This window comes from Pseudomonas brassicacearum (genome assembly GCF_000585995.1).
Lineage (GTDB): Bacteria > Pseudomonadota > Gammaproteobacteria > Pseudomonadales > Pseudomonadaceae > Aquipseudomonas > Aquipseudomonas brassicacearum_A.
Window position 1 is genome coordinate 2,501,599 of the sequence record NZ_CP007410.1, and the last position, 15,896, is coordinate 2,517,494.

Below are 15,896 nucleotides of genomic sequence, written 5' to 3' on the forward strand. Positions count from 1 at the left end.
CACAAAAAAAATAACGGAGACTCCACCTATGACGAGCATTCCCTCCGTCGAAGGCCAGGCTGCGGCACCTGCGAAAAATCGCGTCGTACGCCTATTGAAGCTTCTCGGCCCCGGCATCATCGCGGTACTTTCCTGGTTGGGCGCAGGCGACCTGATCACCTCATCCGTGGCCGGTGCGAACTACGGCTACGCCATGATGTGGGTGCTGGCGGTGTCGCTTCTGCTCCGCTACCTGATCGTCAACATCATCGCGCGCTTCCAGCTCTGCAATAACCAGGGCATGACCATCCTGCAAGGCTATGCCCAGCTCAACCCGTTTTTCGCCTGGTTCCTGTTGGTGTATGCGCTGCTCATGGGGCATCTGATGAATGCCTACATGATCAAGGGCGCCGGCGAAGCCCTGGCCATGTTGTTGAAGATCGACTACCCGCTGCTCTGCTCGGTGGCAGTGGTGTTGGCGGTCTGGATGCTGGTCGGCCGTAATATCTATTCGATGATCGAAGGCGTGATGAAGGCGCTGCTGGCGATCATGACGCTGGCGTTCCTGGCCCTGGCCGTGATGTCCGGCCCGGATGTCGCCGGTATCGTCAAAGGCACCATCGGCTTCAGCATCCCGCCCGATGAAGGTGTGCACGGTGCGCTGCTGGTGGCGGTCTCGGTGATCGGTGCGGTAGCGGGTTCCATCGCCAACTTCGTTCACCCCTATGTCATGCGCCAGAAGGGGTGGGTAGGGCCGGAACACAAGCGCATCCAGCGCAACGATTTGCTGTTTGCGGTGTTCGTCGGGATCATCATCAACCTGGCGATCTGGATCGTCGGTGCGGAAATCCTGCGACCCAACGGCATTGAAGTGAACACCTTGGGCGATCTGGGCAAGGCCCTGGAAATATTCTTCGGCCCGATCGGTTGGTACGTGTTCTTCATCGGTGTGTTCGCCACGCTGTTCGCCAGTATTTCCGGCAAGACCACGGCGTTCCCGATGCTCATCACCGACGCTTTCCAGCACGTACGGCCCGAGCGCCGGGAGCGCTACGGCAAAGAATTCCACCGCGATCCAATGCACAAATGGTTCATGCTTTTTATCCTCGTGACGCCGTTGATCTGGTCACTGCCGGGAATGCCAGACTTTGTCACACTGACCATTGGCGTTAACGCACTGAACATCATTGGCTTGCCGGTCATTTCCCTGGGCCTGCTGATCATGTCCAACCAGAAAAAATTGCTGAGCAAGGAATACCGCAACAACCTGTTCGAGAACATCGCCCTGATGTTCGCCACCGGCCTGGCGTTGTGGATTGCGTTCCAGCTGGGTGTCGATCTGTTCACCTGAGGTCGTTCTTCATCCGATTGGGGGGACTGCTAGACTTCACCGTCCAGTCCCTCTCTTGGAGAATCCGGATGAACAACAAGAACAGGATTTGTCTGTGGTACGACGGCACTGCATTGGAGGCCGCGCAGTTTTATGCGGCGACATTCCCGGACAGCGCGGTGCTGGCCATCTATCACGCCCCTGGCGACTTTCCGTCGGGCAAGCAGGGCGATGTGCTGACGGTCGATTTCACGGTTATGGGCATCCCTTGTCTGGGATTGAACGGAGGCTCGGCGTTCAAGCACAGCGAAGCGTTCTCGTTCCAGGTCGCTACCGACGACCAAGCCGAAACGGACCGCCTATGGAACGCGATTATCGACAACGGCGGCCAGGCCAGTGCCTGCGGCTGGTGCAAGGACAAGTGGGGGCTGTCGTGGCAGATCTCCCCGCGCGTCCTGGTGGATGCGGTCACCAGCTCCGATAAAGCCGTCGCCAAGCGTGCCTTCGACGCCATGATGACAATGACCAAGATCGACATCGCAGCGATCGAGGCAGCGGTGAAAGGTTAGTCGACGGATCGCCACCAATCTTCTGTGGGAGCGGGCTTGCTCGCGAAAGCGGTGAGGCAGCTTGCATTGATATTGAATGTGCCGCCGCCTTCGCGAGCAAGCTCGCTCCCACACTGGATCTTCAGTGAACAGAAATATCGTGTGCTCGGCACAGATCCCCTGTGGGAGCGGGCTTGCTCGCGAAAGCGGTGGGTCAGCTTGCATTGATATTGAATGTGCTGCCGCCTTCGCGAGCAAGCTCGCTCCCACACTGGATCTTCAGTGAACAGAAATACCGTGCTCGGCACAGATCCCCTGTGGGAGCGGGCTTGCTCGCGAAAGCGGTGGGGCAGCTTGCATTGATATTGAATGTGCTGCCGCCTTCGCGAGCAAGCTCGCTCCCACACTGGATCTTCAGTGAACAGAAATATCGTGTGCTCGGCACAGATCCCCTGTGGGAGTGGGCTTGCTCGCGAAAGCGGTGGGGCAGCTTGCATTGATATTGAATGTGCCGCCGCCTTCGCGAGCAAGCTCGCTCCCACACTGGATCTTCAGTGAACAGAAATATCGTGTGCTCGGCACAGATCCCCTGTGGGAGCGGGCTTGCTCGCGAAAGCGGTGGGTCAGCTTGCATTGATATTGAATGTGCTGCCGCCTTCGCGAGCAAGCTCGCTCCCACACTGGATCTTCAGTGAACAGAAATACCGTGCTCGGCACAGATCCCCTGTGGGAGCGAGCTTGCTCGCGAAAGCGGTGAGGCAGCTTGCATTGATATTGAATGTGCCGCCGCCTTCGCGAGCAAGCTCGCTCCCACACTGGATCTTCAGTGAACAGAAATATCGTGTGCTCGGCACAGATCCCCTGTGGGAGCGGGCTTGCTCGCGAAAGCGGTGGGTCAGCTTGCATTGATATTGAATGTGCCGCCGCCTTCGCGAGCAAGCTCGCTCCCACACTGGATCTTCAGTGAACAGAAATATCGTGTGCTCGGCACAGATCCCCTGTGGGAGCGAGCTTGCTCGCGATGACGCCAGAACCTTCAACACCCTCGCGAATCAGTCGATCACCCGACGGTTTCAGGCAACTTGGCAATCACCTTGATCTCGAACTGGAAGCCATACAGCCACGTCACACCCACCCCAGTCAGCGTTGGATGCGGCGCGTCACCCCAGAATTCAGGTACCACTTTCCAGATCCTCTCGAAGGTCGATTCGGGGTCGACGATGAATACAGTGACATCAATCACATCATCAAAGCTGCAACCAGCGGCGGCGAGTATCGCCTTCAGATTGTTGAACGCTTGCCGAACCTGAGTCTCCAGTTCGGGTTCCGGTGAACCGTCCTCAGTGCTGCCCACTTGCCCCGACACGAATAAAAAACCATTGGAGCGAATAGCGGGTGAATAACGATTGCGCTCATAAAGCGCCTGGCGTCCGGCGGGGAAAACAACGTCACGCTGTGTCATAAGTGCCTCCATCAAGGGATCAAGATTGATTCGAAACCAACGATGAACTCACTTTAGGGGCTTGTGCCCGGGCGATAAACGAGCAACCTTGGCGATCACTGTTTGTGAAAGCCAAACAATCTGATCGATTTAACCGAGGCACACATGGATCGTTTCGATGCGATGCAAGCCTTCGCTCGAGTGGTGGAGACGGGCAGCTTCACCAAGGCGGCCGAGACACTGCACATGAGCAAGACCACCGTGACCCAACTGGTCCAGCAGTTGGAGGCGCGGTTGCGGGTCAAGCTGCTCAACCGCACCACGCGCAAAGTCAATATCACTGCCGACGGCGCCGCCTATTACGAGCGGGTGATCCGCCTGCTGGCCGACATGGACGATGCCGAGACCAGCCTGTCCGGCGCGCAGGCGCTGCCCCGGGGCCGGCTGCGGGTGGATGTGCCGAGCCCGTTGGCCGCGATGATCCTGATACCGGCATTGCCAGGGTTTTATGCGCGATACCCGGACATCCAGATCGACATGGGCGTGAGCGATCGCATCGTCGACATCATCGATGAGAAAGTCGATTGCGTGGTGCGCGGCGGTGAGCTGACGGATCAGTCGTTGATCGCCCGGCATGTCGGTGACCTGGCCCTGGGCGTCTTTGCCGCGCCGAGCTACCTGGCACGGGTCGGCACGCCTGCGCATCCACGCGAGCTGGAGGATTCGCCGCAGCGCATCGTCGGTTTCTTGTGGGCCCGCACCGGCAAAGCCGTGCCCTACGCCATGCACAATCACAACGAGCACCTGCACATCCAGGGCCGCTACGCGCTGGCCATCGACGACGGCAATGCCTACCTCGCGGCCGGTTTGGCGGGGCTGGGCGTGCTCTGGCTACCCGAATACATGTCCAGGCACCACGAAGCGCAGGGCGAATTGGTGCGTCTGTTCGAAGACTGGCGCCTCGACCCGATGCCGCTCTACCTGGCCTATCCGCCGAACCGGCACATCAGCGCCAAGTTGCGGGTATTCATTGCATGGGTGGTGGAGCTGATGGCGCAATATGCGCCTGTCAGGACCAAGGGGAAAACTGAATGATGGCCGAAGGGGTCGCGGTACTGCTGGACTATGCAAATTATCTGATGCCGGGCCTCATGCTCTTTGGCCTTTGGTTCGTGTTGACGCCCAAGACCCAGACCGCATTGCGCATCGTGATTCTGCTGTTGGCGTTCGTGCTGATGCGCGATGCGATGACGCCTCTGCACCTGTGGTCGCTCAATGGTGATCTGCGGATTGGTTTCCTAGCTAATCCGTTCGTTCTGACGATGTTGGGCGGTTCGTCGCTGCTGCTGGTCGCGCTGACGGCTCGCCTGTTGCCAGAATTGTGGCAATTGGTGGTTTTATTCAAGGGTAATCGACTGGTTGGCCTGCTCCTGGGTATCGGCGCAGGGTGTTTGATCGGTTTGCCATTGCGGCTTTATCAAGGCGCAGATCCGATGGCGATCCCAGGCTACTGGACCTGGCTACTCGGCATGGCGGTGCTGGCCTACGGGGCCAACGCCCTGGAAGAGGTGCTGCTTCGGGGTTTCCTGCAGGGTTACTTCGAGCAGCACGTCAGCGCACTGCGAGCGGCGCTGATCAGTGCCATGACGTTCTCGGCGCTGCATGCCTTCCTTGCCTTGACCGTCACCCAACTCGGTTGGCCCATCCTGCTCTTCACGTTGATTGAAGGCCTGGCCTGCGGACTCATACGCATGCGCTATGGGGTGGCGGCGTCGACGGCGACCCACGGGACCGCGATATTGCTGATGGCGGTGCCGATGGTGGGTTAATGCGTTAAACCAAAAGCGGGCAGGGGCATCGAAAGCGTATTCCGGGTACTCGTTTGCAGAGGAGACACACCATGGACCGATTCACCGGCGGTTGCCTGTGCGGCGACGTCCGCATCGAAGCCTCAGGGCGACCCTATCGGGTTGGCCTTTGTCACTGCCTGGATTGCCGCAAGCACCATGGCGCGCTCTTTTTCGCCGCCGCCGTGTTTCCCCTGGAAGCGGTGAAGATCGAGGGCGAGACACGGGATTACGCCGGCCGCCATTTCTGCCCTCGCTGCGGCTCGTCGGTGTTTGCCCGCAGCGGCGATGAAATCGAAGTGCACCTGGGCACGCTCGATGCTCCCGACCAACTGGTGCCCACCTACGAAAGCTGGACCCTGCGCCGCGAAGCCTGGCTACCGGCGTTTGCGCTCGCGCACCATTACGTGCGGGACCGTGAGGGCGAGGATCGATCCGAGGGCCAGGCGATCAACCAAACCCGACAATCGCCTTAATCTCCAGGTATTCCTCGAAGCCGTGGACACCGTATTCACGCCCGTTTCCGGAGCGCTTGTAGCCGCCGAACGGCGCCATGGGATTCCACGCCGGGTAGTTCAACAGCACTTGCCCGGAGCGGATACGCAGGGCAACGCTGCGCACCCGATCAAGGTCTTGTCCCTGGACATGAGCGCCGAGCCCGTAGACCGTGTCGTTGGCGATGGCGACCGCTTCATCCACCGTGTCATAAGGGATGATGCACAGCACAGGCCCGAAGATTTCTTCCTGGGCGATGCGCATGGCGCTGTCCACTTGCGAGAAAACCGTCGGTCGGGTGTAGAAGCCTTTGTCGAAGCCCGGTACTCGGCCTGGCCCGCCGCACACCAGTTTGGCGCCTTCCCTCAGGCCCACCTCGATCAGGGTCTGTACGCGATTGAACTGGGCCTCGTTGGCGATGGGACCGAGGACCGTTGCTTCCGATTGCGGGTCGCCGACGATGATCGCGTTGGCGGTTGCGGCAGCCAACGCTTCGACTTCCGCCAAGCGGTTTCTTGGGACGATCATTCGGGTCGGCGCGCTGCACGATTGGCCGACATTGCGCAACGCCGACATCACCCCCAGCGGTACGGCTTTGGCGAAGTCCGCGTCCGGCAGCAACACGTTCGGTGACTTGCCGCCCAGTTCCTGGGTGACGCGCTTCACCGTAGGAGCGGCGGCCTGGGCGACCAGTGCGCCGGCGCGGTTCGAGCCGGTGATGGAGATCATGTCGATATCGGGGTGCGCCGCCATGGCTGCACCGACCTCGGCACCGCTGCCGTTCACCAGGTTGAAGACACCGGCTGGAAGGCCCGCGTCATGTACCAATTGGGCGAACAGCAGCGCGCTCAATGGTGACAGTTCGCTCGGTTTCAACACCACCGTGCAGCCGGCGGCAATCGCCGGGGCGACTTTGGCGGTGATTTGATACAGCGGCCAGTTCCACGGTGTGATGAGGCCGCAGACGCCGATGGGTTCGCGTTGAATGGCGGTGCCATTTTCGACCTTCTGGAAACGATAAGTCGTCAGCACATCACGGGCCACTCGCACATGTTCGGCCGCCAACGGCACCTGCATGGCCCGGGCAAAACCGATGGCCGCGCCCATTTCCAGCGAGAGCGCCTGGGCCAGTGTTTCCTGGCGCTCAAGGATCAGTTCGTGGATTTTTCCAAGGATCGATACGCGGGTGTCTACCGGGGTCGCGGACCAGCCGGGAAATGCGGCACGCGCGGCCGCTACTGCCCGGTCGACGTCCTCACCAGAACCTTGGGCGACCTCGGCGATCACTTCCTCGGTCGCTGGATTGACCACCGGCAGCGTTGCCGGTTGGACCGGGGACGACCAGGTGCCATTGATATAAAGCTGCCGGCACATTTGCGGGTCGACGCTGTAGTGGTTCGAGGTGTGGGTGGTCATCCGACGGGCTCCCTGGAGTGTTCTCAATAAGCTAACAAAGCCGTCCTGCTGAGATGTGCCGTTGTTGCGCCCGGCAAAGAATAATCTGCTGTATCGGCCGGGCTAACTTCGCAAAGGTAGCGGCGTCCGTTTCAGGGCCAACTGCGCCCAAGGTTAACCGATGGCCCAGGACACCTGTGGCGAGGGAGCTTGCTCCCGCTGGGTCGCGCAGCGGCCCCAAAAAAGCGATGAGCGCTTCGCACTCAAGCGGGAGCAAGCTCCCTCGCCACACGTTCATCTCATTGCCTTATGAGTGAAGTCAGCCCCGGGCCAGCGCTTCGATTTCGATCAGGTAGCCGTGGTGCAAGGCCGGGACGGGCACCACGGCGCGGGCAGGGCGGTGCTCGCCCAGATAGCGGGCGTAGATCCGGTCAAAAGCCGGCCAGTGCTCGATACCGGCGACATACACCGTCACCTTCAACAGGTCGTTCGGACCCCGGCCAGCCGCGCTAAGAATCGCCATCAGGTTCTCCAGGGCGAGGCAGGCCTGCGCCTCGAACGGTTGGCCGGCACTGTGGCTGCCATCGGCGCGTACCGGCAACTGCCCGGACACGTACAAGACGCCCTGGTGCGACACGGCCTGGGCGTAATGCCCGCCCGGAGCGGCCGCCTGGGTGGTGTGAATCAACTCGATCTCACCAGCCATGTAGACGACTCCAACTATGCACTTCGCCCGTCGCATCACAGGCGCTGTAATGAGGAAATTGCGCGCCGGTGGCGCAGGCGTGGTTGGGCAGGATGCGCAGGCGGCTGCCAATGGGAAAGCGCGTGGCGATATCGACGCTGTCGGTACTTGAAAGGGTGATGATGCCGTGCTCCTGGTTGGCACTGCTGAGCAACGCGCCCTCAATCCAAGCGCCTTCTTCGTTGCACACTTGCCCATAGCCGAAGTCCTGCTGCTGCCGTTGCGTGCCCCGATCACGGCTCATGGCCATCCAGCCGGCGTCGGTGATCACCCAGCCTTTATCTGGCTGATGACCGATGACGGTGGTCAGCACGCTCAGGGCCAACTCGTCGGCCGCGCAGACGCCGACGTTGTGCATCACCAGGTCGAAGAACACATAGACACCGGCGCGCACTTCGGTGACGCCTTCCAGGCTCTGCGCCGACAGCGCGGTGGGCGTCGAACCGATGCTGACCTGCGGGCAGGCCAGCCCGGCCTCGCGGATGCGTTGGGCGGCGCTGACGCAGATATGACGCTCCTGCTCGGCCAAGGCTTGCAGCGCCTGGGGGGTATCGAGTTCGTAGCTGGAGCCGGCGTGGGTCATGACGCCGCAAAGCTGCATGTCGCCCTCGCTGAGCAGCCCCGCGATGGCGACCAGTGAATCGTCTTCGAGGCGCACTCCGGATCGATGGCCATCGCAGTCGATCTCGATCCACACATCGAAACGTTCGCCGTGTTGCCTGCCGAAATCGACGATCGCCTGCGCCGCCGCCAGGCTGTCGGTCAAGAGGCTCAAGCGGCAGCCCTGGCGCTGCAGCGTCAGGGCCTGGGCCAGTTTGCCGGGGGCCATGGCCACGGCATAAAAAATGTCCTGGATGCCGGCGGCGAAACAATGTTCGGCTTCCTTCAAGGTGGATACCGTGACGCCGCTGGCGCCTGCGGCGATTTGCGCCTGGATCACTGGCAGGCATTTGCTGGTCTTGATGTGGGGACGCAAACGCACACCGAGGGCGTCCATGCGTTGCTGCATGCGGTGGATATTGCGCTGCATGCGAGGCACGTCGATGAGCGCGGCCGGGGTATCGAGGGAGGCAATGGAGGCTGGCATGAACAGGGCTCGGTGGTGAAAGACAGGCTCGACTCTACGCAGTCATCGTGAAGCCGTGGTTCAATGAACTGTCATCAATCATTAAGTTGAACTGAATGATTACTCTCGAAGACCTGCGGATGGTTGTGACCCTGGCACGCTCCGAGTCGTTGAGCGCCGCCGCCAGGGCTCTCAATGTCTCGCCTCCGGCGCTGTCCATGCGCCTGCGCAAACTGGAGACGCTGTTGGGCCTGACCCTGGCCAATCGCGATGCCCGGCGCCTGAGCCTGACCGCTGATGGTGAGCGTTTCTCCCGCCAGAGTGCGGTGCTGCTGGAACAGCTGGAGGCGCTGCCCGAATCGTTCAAGCAACAGGACGATCAACTGGTCGGTACCCTCAGGCTGGCGGCGCCGTTTGGTTATGGACGCCAACGCATCGCGCCGCTGCTGGCGCGGTTTGCCCGGTTGCACCCGCAACTCTGCCTGCAGCTGGATCTACGGGAAACGCCCTGGCCCGATCGCCATGACAGCGACGCCGTGATTCACATCGGCAATCTCAGCGACAGCCTGTGGGTGGCCCGGCCCCTCACGCAAAACGACCGCTGGCTGTGCGCGAGCCCCGCCTATCTGGAGCAGTACGGCACGCCGACCTCGCCCGACCAACTTGCCGGGCACCGCTGCATTTGTATTCGTGAAAACGATGAAGACGTCACGCTGTGGCACCTGCGCAATGGGCAGGGGCGCAAGACCCTGCGGATCAAGCCGGCTTTATTGAGCAACGATGGCAGCGTGGCCCGGCGCTGGGCCGAACAAGGCCTGGGGCTGGTGCTGCGTTCGCAGTGGGACGTCAGTAAGGCCATCGCCGACGGCCGCCTGGTCCGGGTGCTGGCGGATTGGCAATTCGACAGCGCCCCGATCAACCTGCTGGTGCCCTCACGCAAACTCCGCAGCGCGCGGGTCCAGGCTTTGGTGAGTTTTCTCGAGGGGGAACTGAAGGCTTGAACAGCGGTGTGCCAGCGCTGGCCCTGCTACAGAGCTATCGCCATCGCGAGCAAGCTCGCTCCCACAGGGGATGCTCGTGGACTTCAATCTCTCAGCCACCCCGAAATCCTTGTGGGAGCGAGCTTGCTCGCGATGGCGTCAGCCCATCCAACAAAGATGCCGGCGCTGTCCACCCCAGGCGTAGATTCTGCCGCAAACCAGCCCCCGCAGGCCTGTTTTACGCACCATAACTGCCCGCAAACCCACTGGAACACGGGCGCAACGCCCACGCCTGGAGCGTCCCGCAAAGTCTGCTGAGCGAGCCCCGCAAAACGGTGGTTTGTACCAAGCGGCCGGCATTTTTAACGATTTATCCACGGTCTCATGGTGTTGTAATGAAAACGTGATGCAGCGTTGCACCGAGGCTTCATGAACGGCGTCAATGTTTGCCTCGTCATGCCTTCAACAACAATTCAGGACCGCACTCATGAGCTTTCTTCGACCCAAGTACATCACCTTCGACTGCTACGGCACGTTGACCAATTTCCAGATGGGCACCATGACCCGTGAGCTGTTCGCCGATCGTGTCGATGCCGGGCAGATGGACCAGTTCGTCAAGGATTTCTCCGCTTATCGTCTGGACCAGGTGATGGGCGACTGGCGGCCTTATGATGAGATTCTCAAGACCGCCCTGGCGCGGACATGCAAGCGTTGGGGTGTTGAGTACCGGAACGAAGGCCAGCTTTATTACGACGCCGTGCCTACCTGGGGTCCCCACGCCGATGTGCCGGCGGGCCTGTCGAAAATCGCCGACAAGATCCCCCTGGTGATTTTCTCCAACGCGATGGACGAGCAGATCATGTCCAACGTCGACAAGCTCGGCGCGCCTTTCCATAAAGTCTTCACCGCCCAGCAGGCCCAGGCCTACAAGCCGCGCCTGGCCGCTTTCGAGTTCATGCTCGATAACCTCGGCTGCGGTCCGGAGGACGTCCTGCATGTGTCGTCCAGCTTCCGTTATGACCTGATGTCGGCCCACGACATGAAGATCAAGCACAAGGCTTTCGTCGCCCGGGGTCATGAACAACCGGCCAATGCTGCGTTTGGCTACCACCAGATCCCGGACATCGGCGGATTGGCCGGTCTGGTCGGGCTCTGAGTTTCCTGGCGCTCTTCAAGGTGAAAGGGGTTAGACATGGGCAGTGAGTCCTATTGGCTCGATACCGCACCGGCCTTTACCGGTGCCCAGCTCGGCGGGTTGCCCGGGCAGGTCGATGTCGCCATCGTCGGTGGCGGTTTCACCGGCCTGGCCGCGGCGCGCGCCCTGGCCTTGAAGGGGGCGAGTGTCGCGGTGCTGGAAGCGGGCAGGGTGATTGGCGAGGCGTCAGGGCGCAACGGCGGGCATTGCAGTACCGGCGTTGCCCAGGATTACGCGGCCCTCACCGCTAGCCTCGGCGCCGACAAGGCGCGCGCCTATTACCAGGCCTATGAAAGCGCCGTGCAGAGCGTGGTTACGCTGGTGGAAAAAGAGCAGATTGCCTGCGACCTCAAGCGCAATGGCAAGCTCAAGTTGGCGGCCAAGCCGATGCACTATGAAGGCTTGGCACGCACCTGTGAATTGATTCGCAGGGAGGTCGATGCCGAGGTCGAGTTGCTGTCCGCCGAAGAGACGCGGGAGGAAGTCAATTCGGCGCAGTTTCACGGCGGCCTGCTGCAGCGTAACGGCGTGCAGATGCATGTCGGACGTTTCGGTGTCGGCCTGGCCGAGGCGGCCGCGCGTCACGGTGCGTTGATCTTCCAGGGGGTGGCAGTGCAGGACTGGAAGGCCAGCGCGGGCGGCTATCAAGTCAACACCCGCAAGGGCACGTTGCAGGCTTCGCAGATCCTGTTGGCGACCGGCACCAGCCAGCAAGGCGGCTTGGGCTGGTATCGGCGGCGAATCGTGCCGGTGGGCAGTTTTGTGATCGCCACCGAGGTATTGCCCCAGGCGTTGATCGACAGCTTGCTGCCGGCACGCCGCTCCTATGTCACCAGCCGCATGATCGGTAACTACTTTCGCCTGACCCCGGACAACCGCCTGCTGTTTGGCGGACGTGCGCGGTTTGCCATGTCCGACAGCGTCTCCGACGCCAAGAGTGGCAAGGTGTTGCAAGCGGCGATGGTGCAGATGTTCCCGCAGTTGGCGAACGTCAAGATCGACTACTGCTGGGGCGGCCTGGTGGACATGACGTCCGATCGCCTGCCCCGGGCCGGCCAACATGGAGGGGTTTATCACTCCATGGGCTACAGCGGCCACGGTGTGCAGATGTCGGTGCACATGGGGCAAGTCATGGCCGAGGTCATGGCCGGCAACGTCGAGGCCAACCCTTGGCGCGAACTCGACTGGCCGGCCATCCCCGGACACTTCGGCAAGCCCTGGTTCCTGCCACTGGTCGGTGCGTATTACCGGCTGCAGGACTACCTACACTGAGTTACATGGCGTTGTTTTGCGTTCCAACCGCGATGCGTTAATCGCACGTAATCGAGCCCTATCATTTTCCGAAAGGTAGAACTGACATGAGTGACAATAAAAACGGCATCAAAGACCAGTTGATCACCGGTACAGAAAGTCTGCGTGTTTTCGAAGGGCTCAATCGCGGCATGTCACGCCGCCATGCGCTGCAAATGCTGGGGGTGGCGGGTGTGGCCGCGGCGGGCGCCGGCAGCCTGTTCGGTGCCGCCGGCAAGCTGCTTGCCGATGATGAGGCCAGCCCCGGTAAAGGCAAGCCCGGCGGGCGCATTCGGGTTGCCGGTATCTCCAGTTCCACCGCCGACACCCTGGACCCGGCCAAAGGCTCATCGTCCACGGACTACGTGCGCCACTACATGTTCTATAACGGCCTGACGCGTTTCGACAGCCACATGGTGCCGCAGCTGGAACTGGCCGAGCGCATCGACACCACCGATGCCACGCTCTGGGTGATTACCCTGCGCAAGGAAGTGACCTTCCACAACGGCAAGGGCCTGACCGCCGCCGACGTGGTGTATTCCCTGATGCGGCACAAGGACCCGATCACCGGTTCCAAGGTCTTGCCGCTGGCGGAGCAGTTTGCCGAAGTCAAAGCCAACGGCAGCCACGAGGTGCAGATACGCTTGAGCGGCCCGAATGCCGAGCTGCCATCGATCCTGGCCGTCTCCCACATGTTGATCGTTCCTGAAGGCACCAGCGACTTCAGCCAGGGCATCGGTACCGGCCCCTTCAAGGTCAAGGAGTTCAAGCCGGGGGTGCGTTCGATTGGCGCGCGCAACACCAACTACTGGAAACCGGGTTTGCCGTATCTGGACGAGATCGAATTCATCGGCATCGCCGACGAACCGTCACGGGTCAACGCACTGCTCTCGGGTGATGTGCAGATCATCAACGAGGTCAACCCGCGCTCGACCACGCGCATCAAGGACAGCGCCAAACATCGCGTCGTGGACTCACCGTCGGGTAACTACACCGACCTGATCATTCGCCAGGACCAGATGCCCGGTCAAAGCCCTGAGTTCACCGAGGCGATGAAACTGCTGCTGGATCGCGAACAGGTCAAGTCGGCGATATTCCGTGGCTTTGCCAGGGTCGGCAACGACCACCCGATCGCCCCCGGCGCGCGGTTCCACAACGCCGACCTGCCACAACGGGCCTACGATCCGGAAAAGGCGCGCTTCCTGCTGAAGAAGGCGGGGATGGAAAGCATCAGCATGCCGGTGATGTGCTCGCCGGCCGCCACCGGCTCGGTGGACGTCGCCGTGCTGCTGCAGCAATCGGCCAAGGAGGCCGGGCTCAAGCTCAACGTCAATCGCCTGCCAAGCGATGGCTACTGGTCCAACCACTGGGCCAAGCACCCGCTGAGCTTCGGCAACATCAACCCACGGCCCAACGCCGACATGATTTTCTCGCAATTCTTCCAATCGACCGCGCCCTGGAATGAATCCGGCTGGAAAAACCCGCAGTTCGACCAGCTGCTGATCCAGGCCCGGGGTGAAACCGATGAGGCCAAGCGCGGCAAGATGTACGGGGACATGCAAGCCCTGGTGCATGAACACAGCGGCATCGGTGTGCCCGTGTTCATCAGCAACATCGATGGGGTCGACCAGCGCGTCAAAGGCTATGGCACCAACCCGCTGGGCGGTTTCATGGGCTACATGTTCTCCGAGCAAGTCTGGCTGGACGCTTGATGAGCAGTGTTTGGCTGCGTGACATGGCACAAGGGGTAGGGTGATGAATAGCAACACACTGTGGCTGATCGGCCGGCGCCTGGGTGCCGCGATCGTGACCTTGTTGATCGTATCGATGGTGGTGTTTGCCATTACGGCAGTGTTGCCGGGCGACGCGGCGCAACAGTCCCTTGGACAGTTCGCCACACCTGAACAGGTGGCGGCCCTGCGCGTGAAAATGGGGCTGGATCAGCCGGGTGTGTTGCGTTACCTGCACTGGCTGATGAGCCTGCTCAGCGGCGACATGGGCGTGTCGATTTCCAATGCCACGCCGGTCAGCGAGTTGATGGCCGGCCGAGTCCCCAACACCCTGATGCTGGCGGCCGCCACGGCGCTGGTGTCGGTGCCGGTGGCATTGATCATGGGCATTGGTTCGGCGATGGGCCGTGGGGGGCGCATCGACGGCTTTATCAGCTTCTTTACCCTGACGATGGTGGCAGTACCGGAGTTTCTGGTCGCCACCCTGGCGGTGTTGATTTTTGCCGTGAACCTGGGCTGGCTGTCGGCGTTGTCCTATTCCAGCGAGATCACCTCACCGTGGCAGTTCATGCGCACCTACGCCTTGCCGGTCATGACGCTGTGCTGCGTGATCATCGCGCAAATGGCCCGCATGACCCGGGCGGCGGTGATCGATCAACTCGACAGCCCCTACGTGGAAATGGCCCGTCTCAAAGGTGTGAGCCCGGTGCGGGTGGTGCTGCGCCATGCACTGCCCAACGCCATCGGCCCCATCGCCAATGCCATCGCCCTGAGCCTGTCCTACTTGCTGGGCGGGGTGGTGATCGTCGAGACGATATTCAACTATCCCGGCATTGCGAGCCTGATGGTCGATGCCGTGACGAACCGCGACATGGCATTGGTCCAGGCCTGCACCATGTTGTTTTGTACGGCGTACCTGACACTCGTGCTGATTGCCGACCTGTGCGCGATCCTCTCCAATCCGAGGCTGAGAAACCAATGAACAATCTCATTGTGAAATCCCCGCCTGCGTCGGCCGCGTTGGCGTTGGGCAAAGACGACCATGCAACGTCCTGGCTGGGCCTGGTCGGTGCCGCGCTGTGTGTGATCTGGCTGCTGGTGGCGATCTTCGGCCCATGGCTGGCGCCGCATCCCGTGGGAGAAGTGGTCTCTGACAATGTCTTCGACAGTTTCAGCGCGGCTTACCCGCTGGGCACCGATTACCTGGGCCGCGACATGCTCAGTCGGATCCTGGTGGGCGCACAGTTCACCGTGGGCCTGGCGTTGGTGGCGGCAGTCCTGGCCAGTGGGTTGGGGACCAGTTGCGCACTGCTGTCGGTGGTGTCACCGAAGTGGCTGGATGAGCTGATCAGCCGCCTGATGGACGCCTTCATATCGATCCCGAGCAAGATGCTGGCGCTGATCATGGTCTCGGCGTTCGGTTCATCGGTGACGTTGCTGGTGTGCACGGCGGTGTTGAGTTACACGCCGGGTGCGTTCCGCATCGCCCGCAGCATGGCGGTGAACATCGAGGCCCTGGAGTACGTGCAAGTGGCCCGTACCCGTGGCGAGCGTCGCCTGTACGTCGCTTGCGTGGAAATCCTGCCCAACATGCTCAACACAGTGCTGGCTGACCTGGGCTTGCGCTTCGGCTTCATCGTGCTGCTGCTCAGCGGCATGAGCTTTCTCGGCCTGGGCGTACAACCGCCGGATGCCGACCTGGGTTCACTGGTGCGCGAAAACATCGGCGGCCTGAATCAGGGCGCCCCGGCCATCGTGATTCCTGCCCTGGCCATCGGCACCCTGACCATCGGCGTCAATCTGTTTATCGACCGCCTGTCTTCGCGGCGTAACCGACGTTCGGGAGGCCATTGAT

At 61.4% G+C, this 15,896-nt stretch carries 15 protein-coding genes; 11 read left to right on the plus strand and 4 right to left on the minus strand.

Annotated elements, in window-relative coordinates; all coding sequences use genetic code 11:
• Window positions 1-28: 28 nt before the first annotated feature.
• On the plus strand, window positions 29-1,330 hold the full coding sequence (locus tag CD58_RS10955; RefSeq protein ID WP_025213043.1) for an Nramp family divalent metal transporter: 1,302 nt from the start codon (window positions 29-31) through the stop codon (window positions 1,328-1,330).
• A gap of 68 nt (window positions 1,331-1,398) precedes the next feature.
• Window positions 1,399-1,878 carry a VOC family protein gene (locus tag CD58_RS10960; RefSeq protein ID WP_025213044.1) on the plus strand — a complete coding sequence of 160 codons (480 nt, stop codon included), beginning with the start codon at window positions 1,399-1,401 and terminating at the stop codon, window positions 1,876-1,878.
• Window positions 1,879-2,917: 1,039 nt separating this feature from the next.
• Here the strand turns inward: CD58_RS10960 and CD58_RS10965 are convergent.
• Complete coding sequence (locus CD58_RS10965; protein ID WP_025213045.1) at window positions 2,918-3,319, minus strand: RidA family protein; 402 nt, start codon at window positions 3,317-3,319, stop codon at window positions 2,918-2,920.
• 144 nt (window positions 3,320-3,463) lie between these two features.
• Between CD58_RS10965 and CD58_RS10970 the strand changes: the two genes are divergently transcribed.
• The 3 genes from CD58_RS10970 (at window position 3,464) to CD58_RS10980 (ending at window position 5,621) form a co-directional block, all read left to right on the plus strand.
• On the plus strand, window positions 3,464-4,393 hold the full coding sequence (locus tag CD58_RS10970) for a LysR family transcriptional regulator (RefSeq protein ID WP_025213046.1): 930 nt from the start codon (window positions 3,464-3,466) through the stop codon (window positions 4,391-4,393).
• Window positions 4,390-5,127, plus strand: a complete 738-nt coding sequence (locus CD58_RS10975) for a CPBP family intramembrane glutamic endopeptidase (RefSeq protein ID WP_025213047.1) — start codon at window positions 4,390-4,392, stop codon at window positions 5,125-5,127. The genes CD58_RS10970 and CD58_RS10975 overlap by 4 nt, the downstream gene beginning before the upstream one ends.
• Before the next feature lie 71 nt (window positions 5,128-5,198).
• On the plus strand, window positions 5,199-5,621 hold the full coding sequence (locus CD58_RS10980; RefSeq protein WP_025213048.1) for a GFA family protein: 423 nt from the start codon (window positions 5,199-5,201) through the stop codon (window positions 5,619-5,621).
• On the opposite strand, the gene CD58_RS10985 is transcribed toward CD58_RS10980, so the two are convergent.
• The 3 genes from CD58_RS10985 to CD58_RS10995 form a co-directional block, all read right to left on the minus strand.
• A complete protein-coding gene (locus CD58_RS10985) occupies window positions 5,596-7,056 on the minus strand; it encodes an aldehyde dehydrogenase family protein (RefSeq protein WP_025213049.1) in 1,461 nt (486 codons plus the stop codon). The two genes, CD58_RS10980 and CD58_RS10985, sit on opposite strands and share 26 nt — an antisense overlap.
• A 298-nt stretch (window positions 7,057-7,354) precedes the next feature.
• The gene (locus CD58_RS10990) at window positions 7,355-7,741 is read right to left on the minus strand and encodes a RidA family protein (RefSeq protein WP_025213050.1); all 387 of its coding nucleotides are present in this window, start codon (window positions 7,739-7,741) and stop codon (window positions 7,355-7,357) included.
• A complete protein-coding gene (locus CD58_RS10995) occupies window positions 7,731-8,867 on the minus strand; it encodes a DSD1 family PLP-dependent enzyme (RefSeq protein WP_025213051.1) in 1,137 nt (378 codons plus the stop codon). Before CD58_RS10995 ends, CD58_RS10990 begins: the two co-directional genes overlap by 11 nt.
• Window positions 8,868-8,962: 95 nt before the next feature.
• On the opposite strand from CD58_RS10995, the gene CD58_RS11000 reads away from it, so the two are divergent.
• The 6 genes from CD58_RS11000 to CD58_RS11025 all read left to right on the plus strand — a co-directional run bounded on the left by CD58_RS11000 (window position 8,963) and on the right by CD58_RS11025 (window position 15,895).
• On the plus strand, window positions 8,963-9,847 hold the full coding sequence (locus CD58_RS11000) for a LysR family transcriptional regulator (protein WP_025213052.1): 885 nt from the start codon (window positions 8,963-8,965) through the stop codon (window positions 9,845-9,847).
• A 466-nt stretch (window positions 9,848-10,313) separates the two neighbouring features.
• Entirely contained in the window at window positions 10,314-10,982 is a 669-nt protein-coding gene (locus tag CD58_RS11005; RefSeq protein ID WP_025213053.1) for a haloacid dehalogenase type II, read from the plus strand.
• A gap of 36 nt (window positions 10,983-11,018) precedes the next feature.
• A complete protein-coding gene (locus CD58_RS11010) occupies window positions 11,019-12,293 on the plus strand; it encodes an NAD(P)/FAD-dependent oxidoreductase (protein WP_025213054.1) in 1,275 nt (424 codons plus the stop codon).
• A gap of 86 nt (window positions 12,294-12,379) precedes the next feature.
• On the plus strand, window positions 12,380-14,023 hold the full coding sequence (locus CD58_RS11015) for an ABC transporter substrate-binding protein (RefSeq protein ID WP_025213055.1): 1,644 nt from the start codon (window positions 12,380-12,382) through the stop codon (window positions 14,021-14,023).
• Window positions 14,024-14,066: 43 nt separating this feature from the next.
• A complete protein-coding gene (locus CD58_RS11020) occupies window positions 14,067-15,023 on the plus strand; it encodes an ABC transporter permease (protein ID WP_025213056.1) in 957 nt (318 codons plus the stop codon).
• Window positions 15,020-15,895 carry an ABC transporter permease gene (locus CD58_RS11025; protein ID WP_025213057.1) on the plus strand — a complete coding sequence of 292 codons (876 nt, stop codon included), beginning with the start codon at window positions 15,020-15,022 and terminating at the stop codon, window positions 15,893-15,895. Before CD58_RS11020 ends, CD58_RS11025 begins: the two co-directional genes overlap by 4 nt.
• Window position 15,896: the final 1 nt, after the last annotated feature.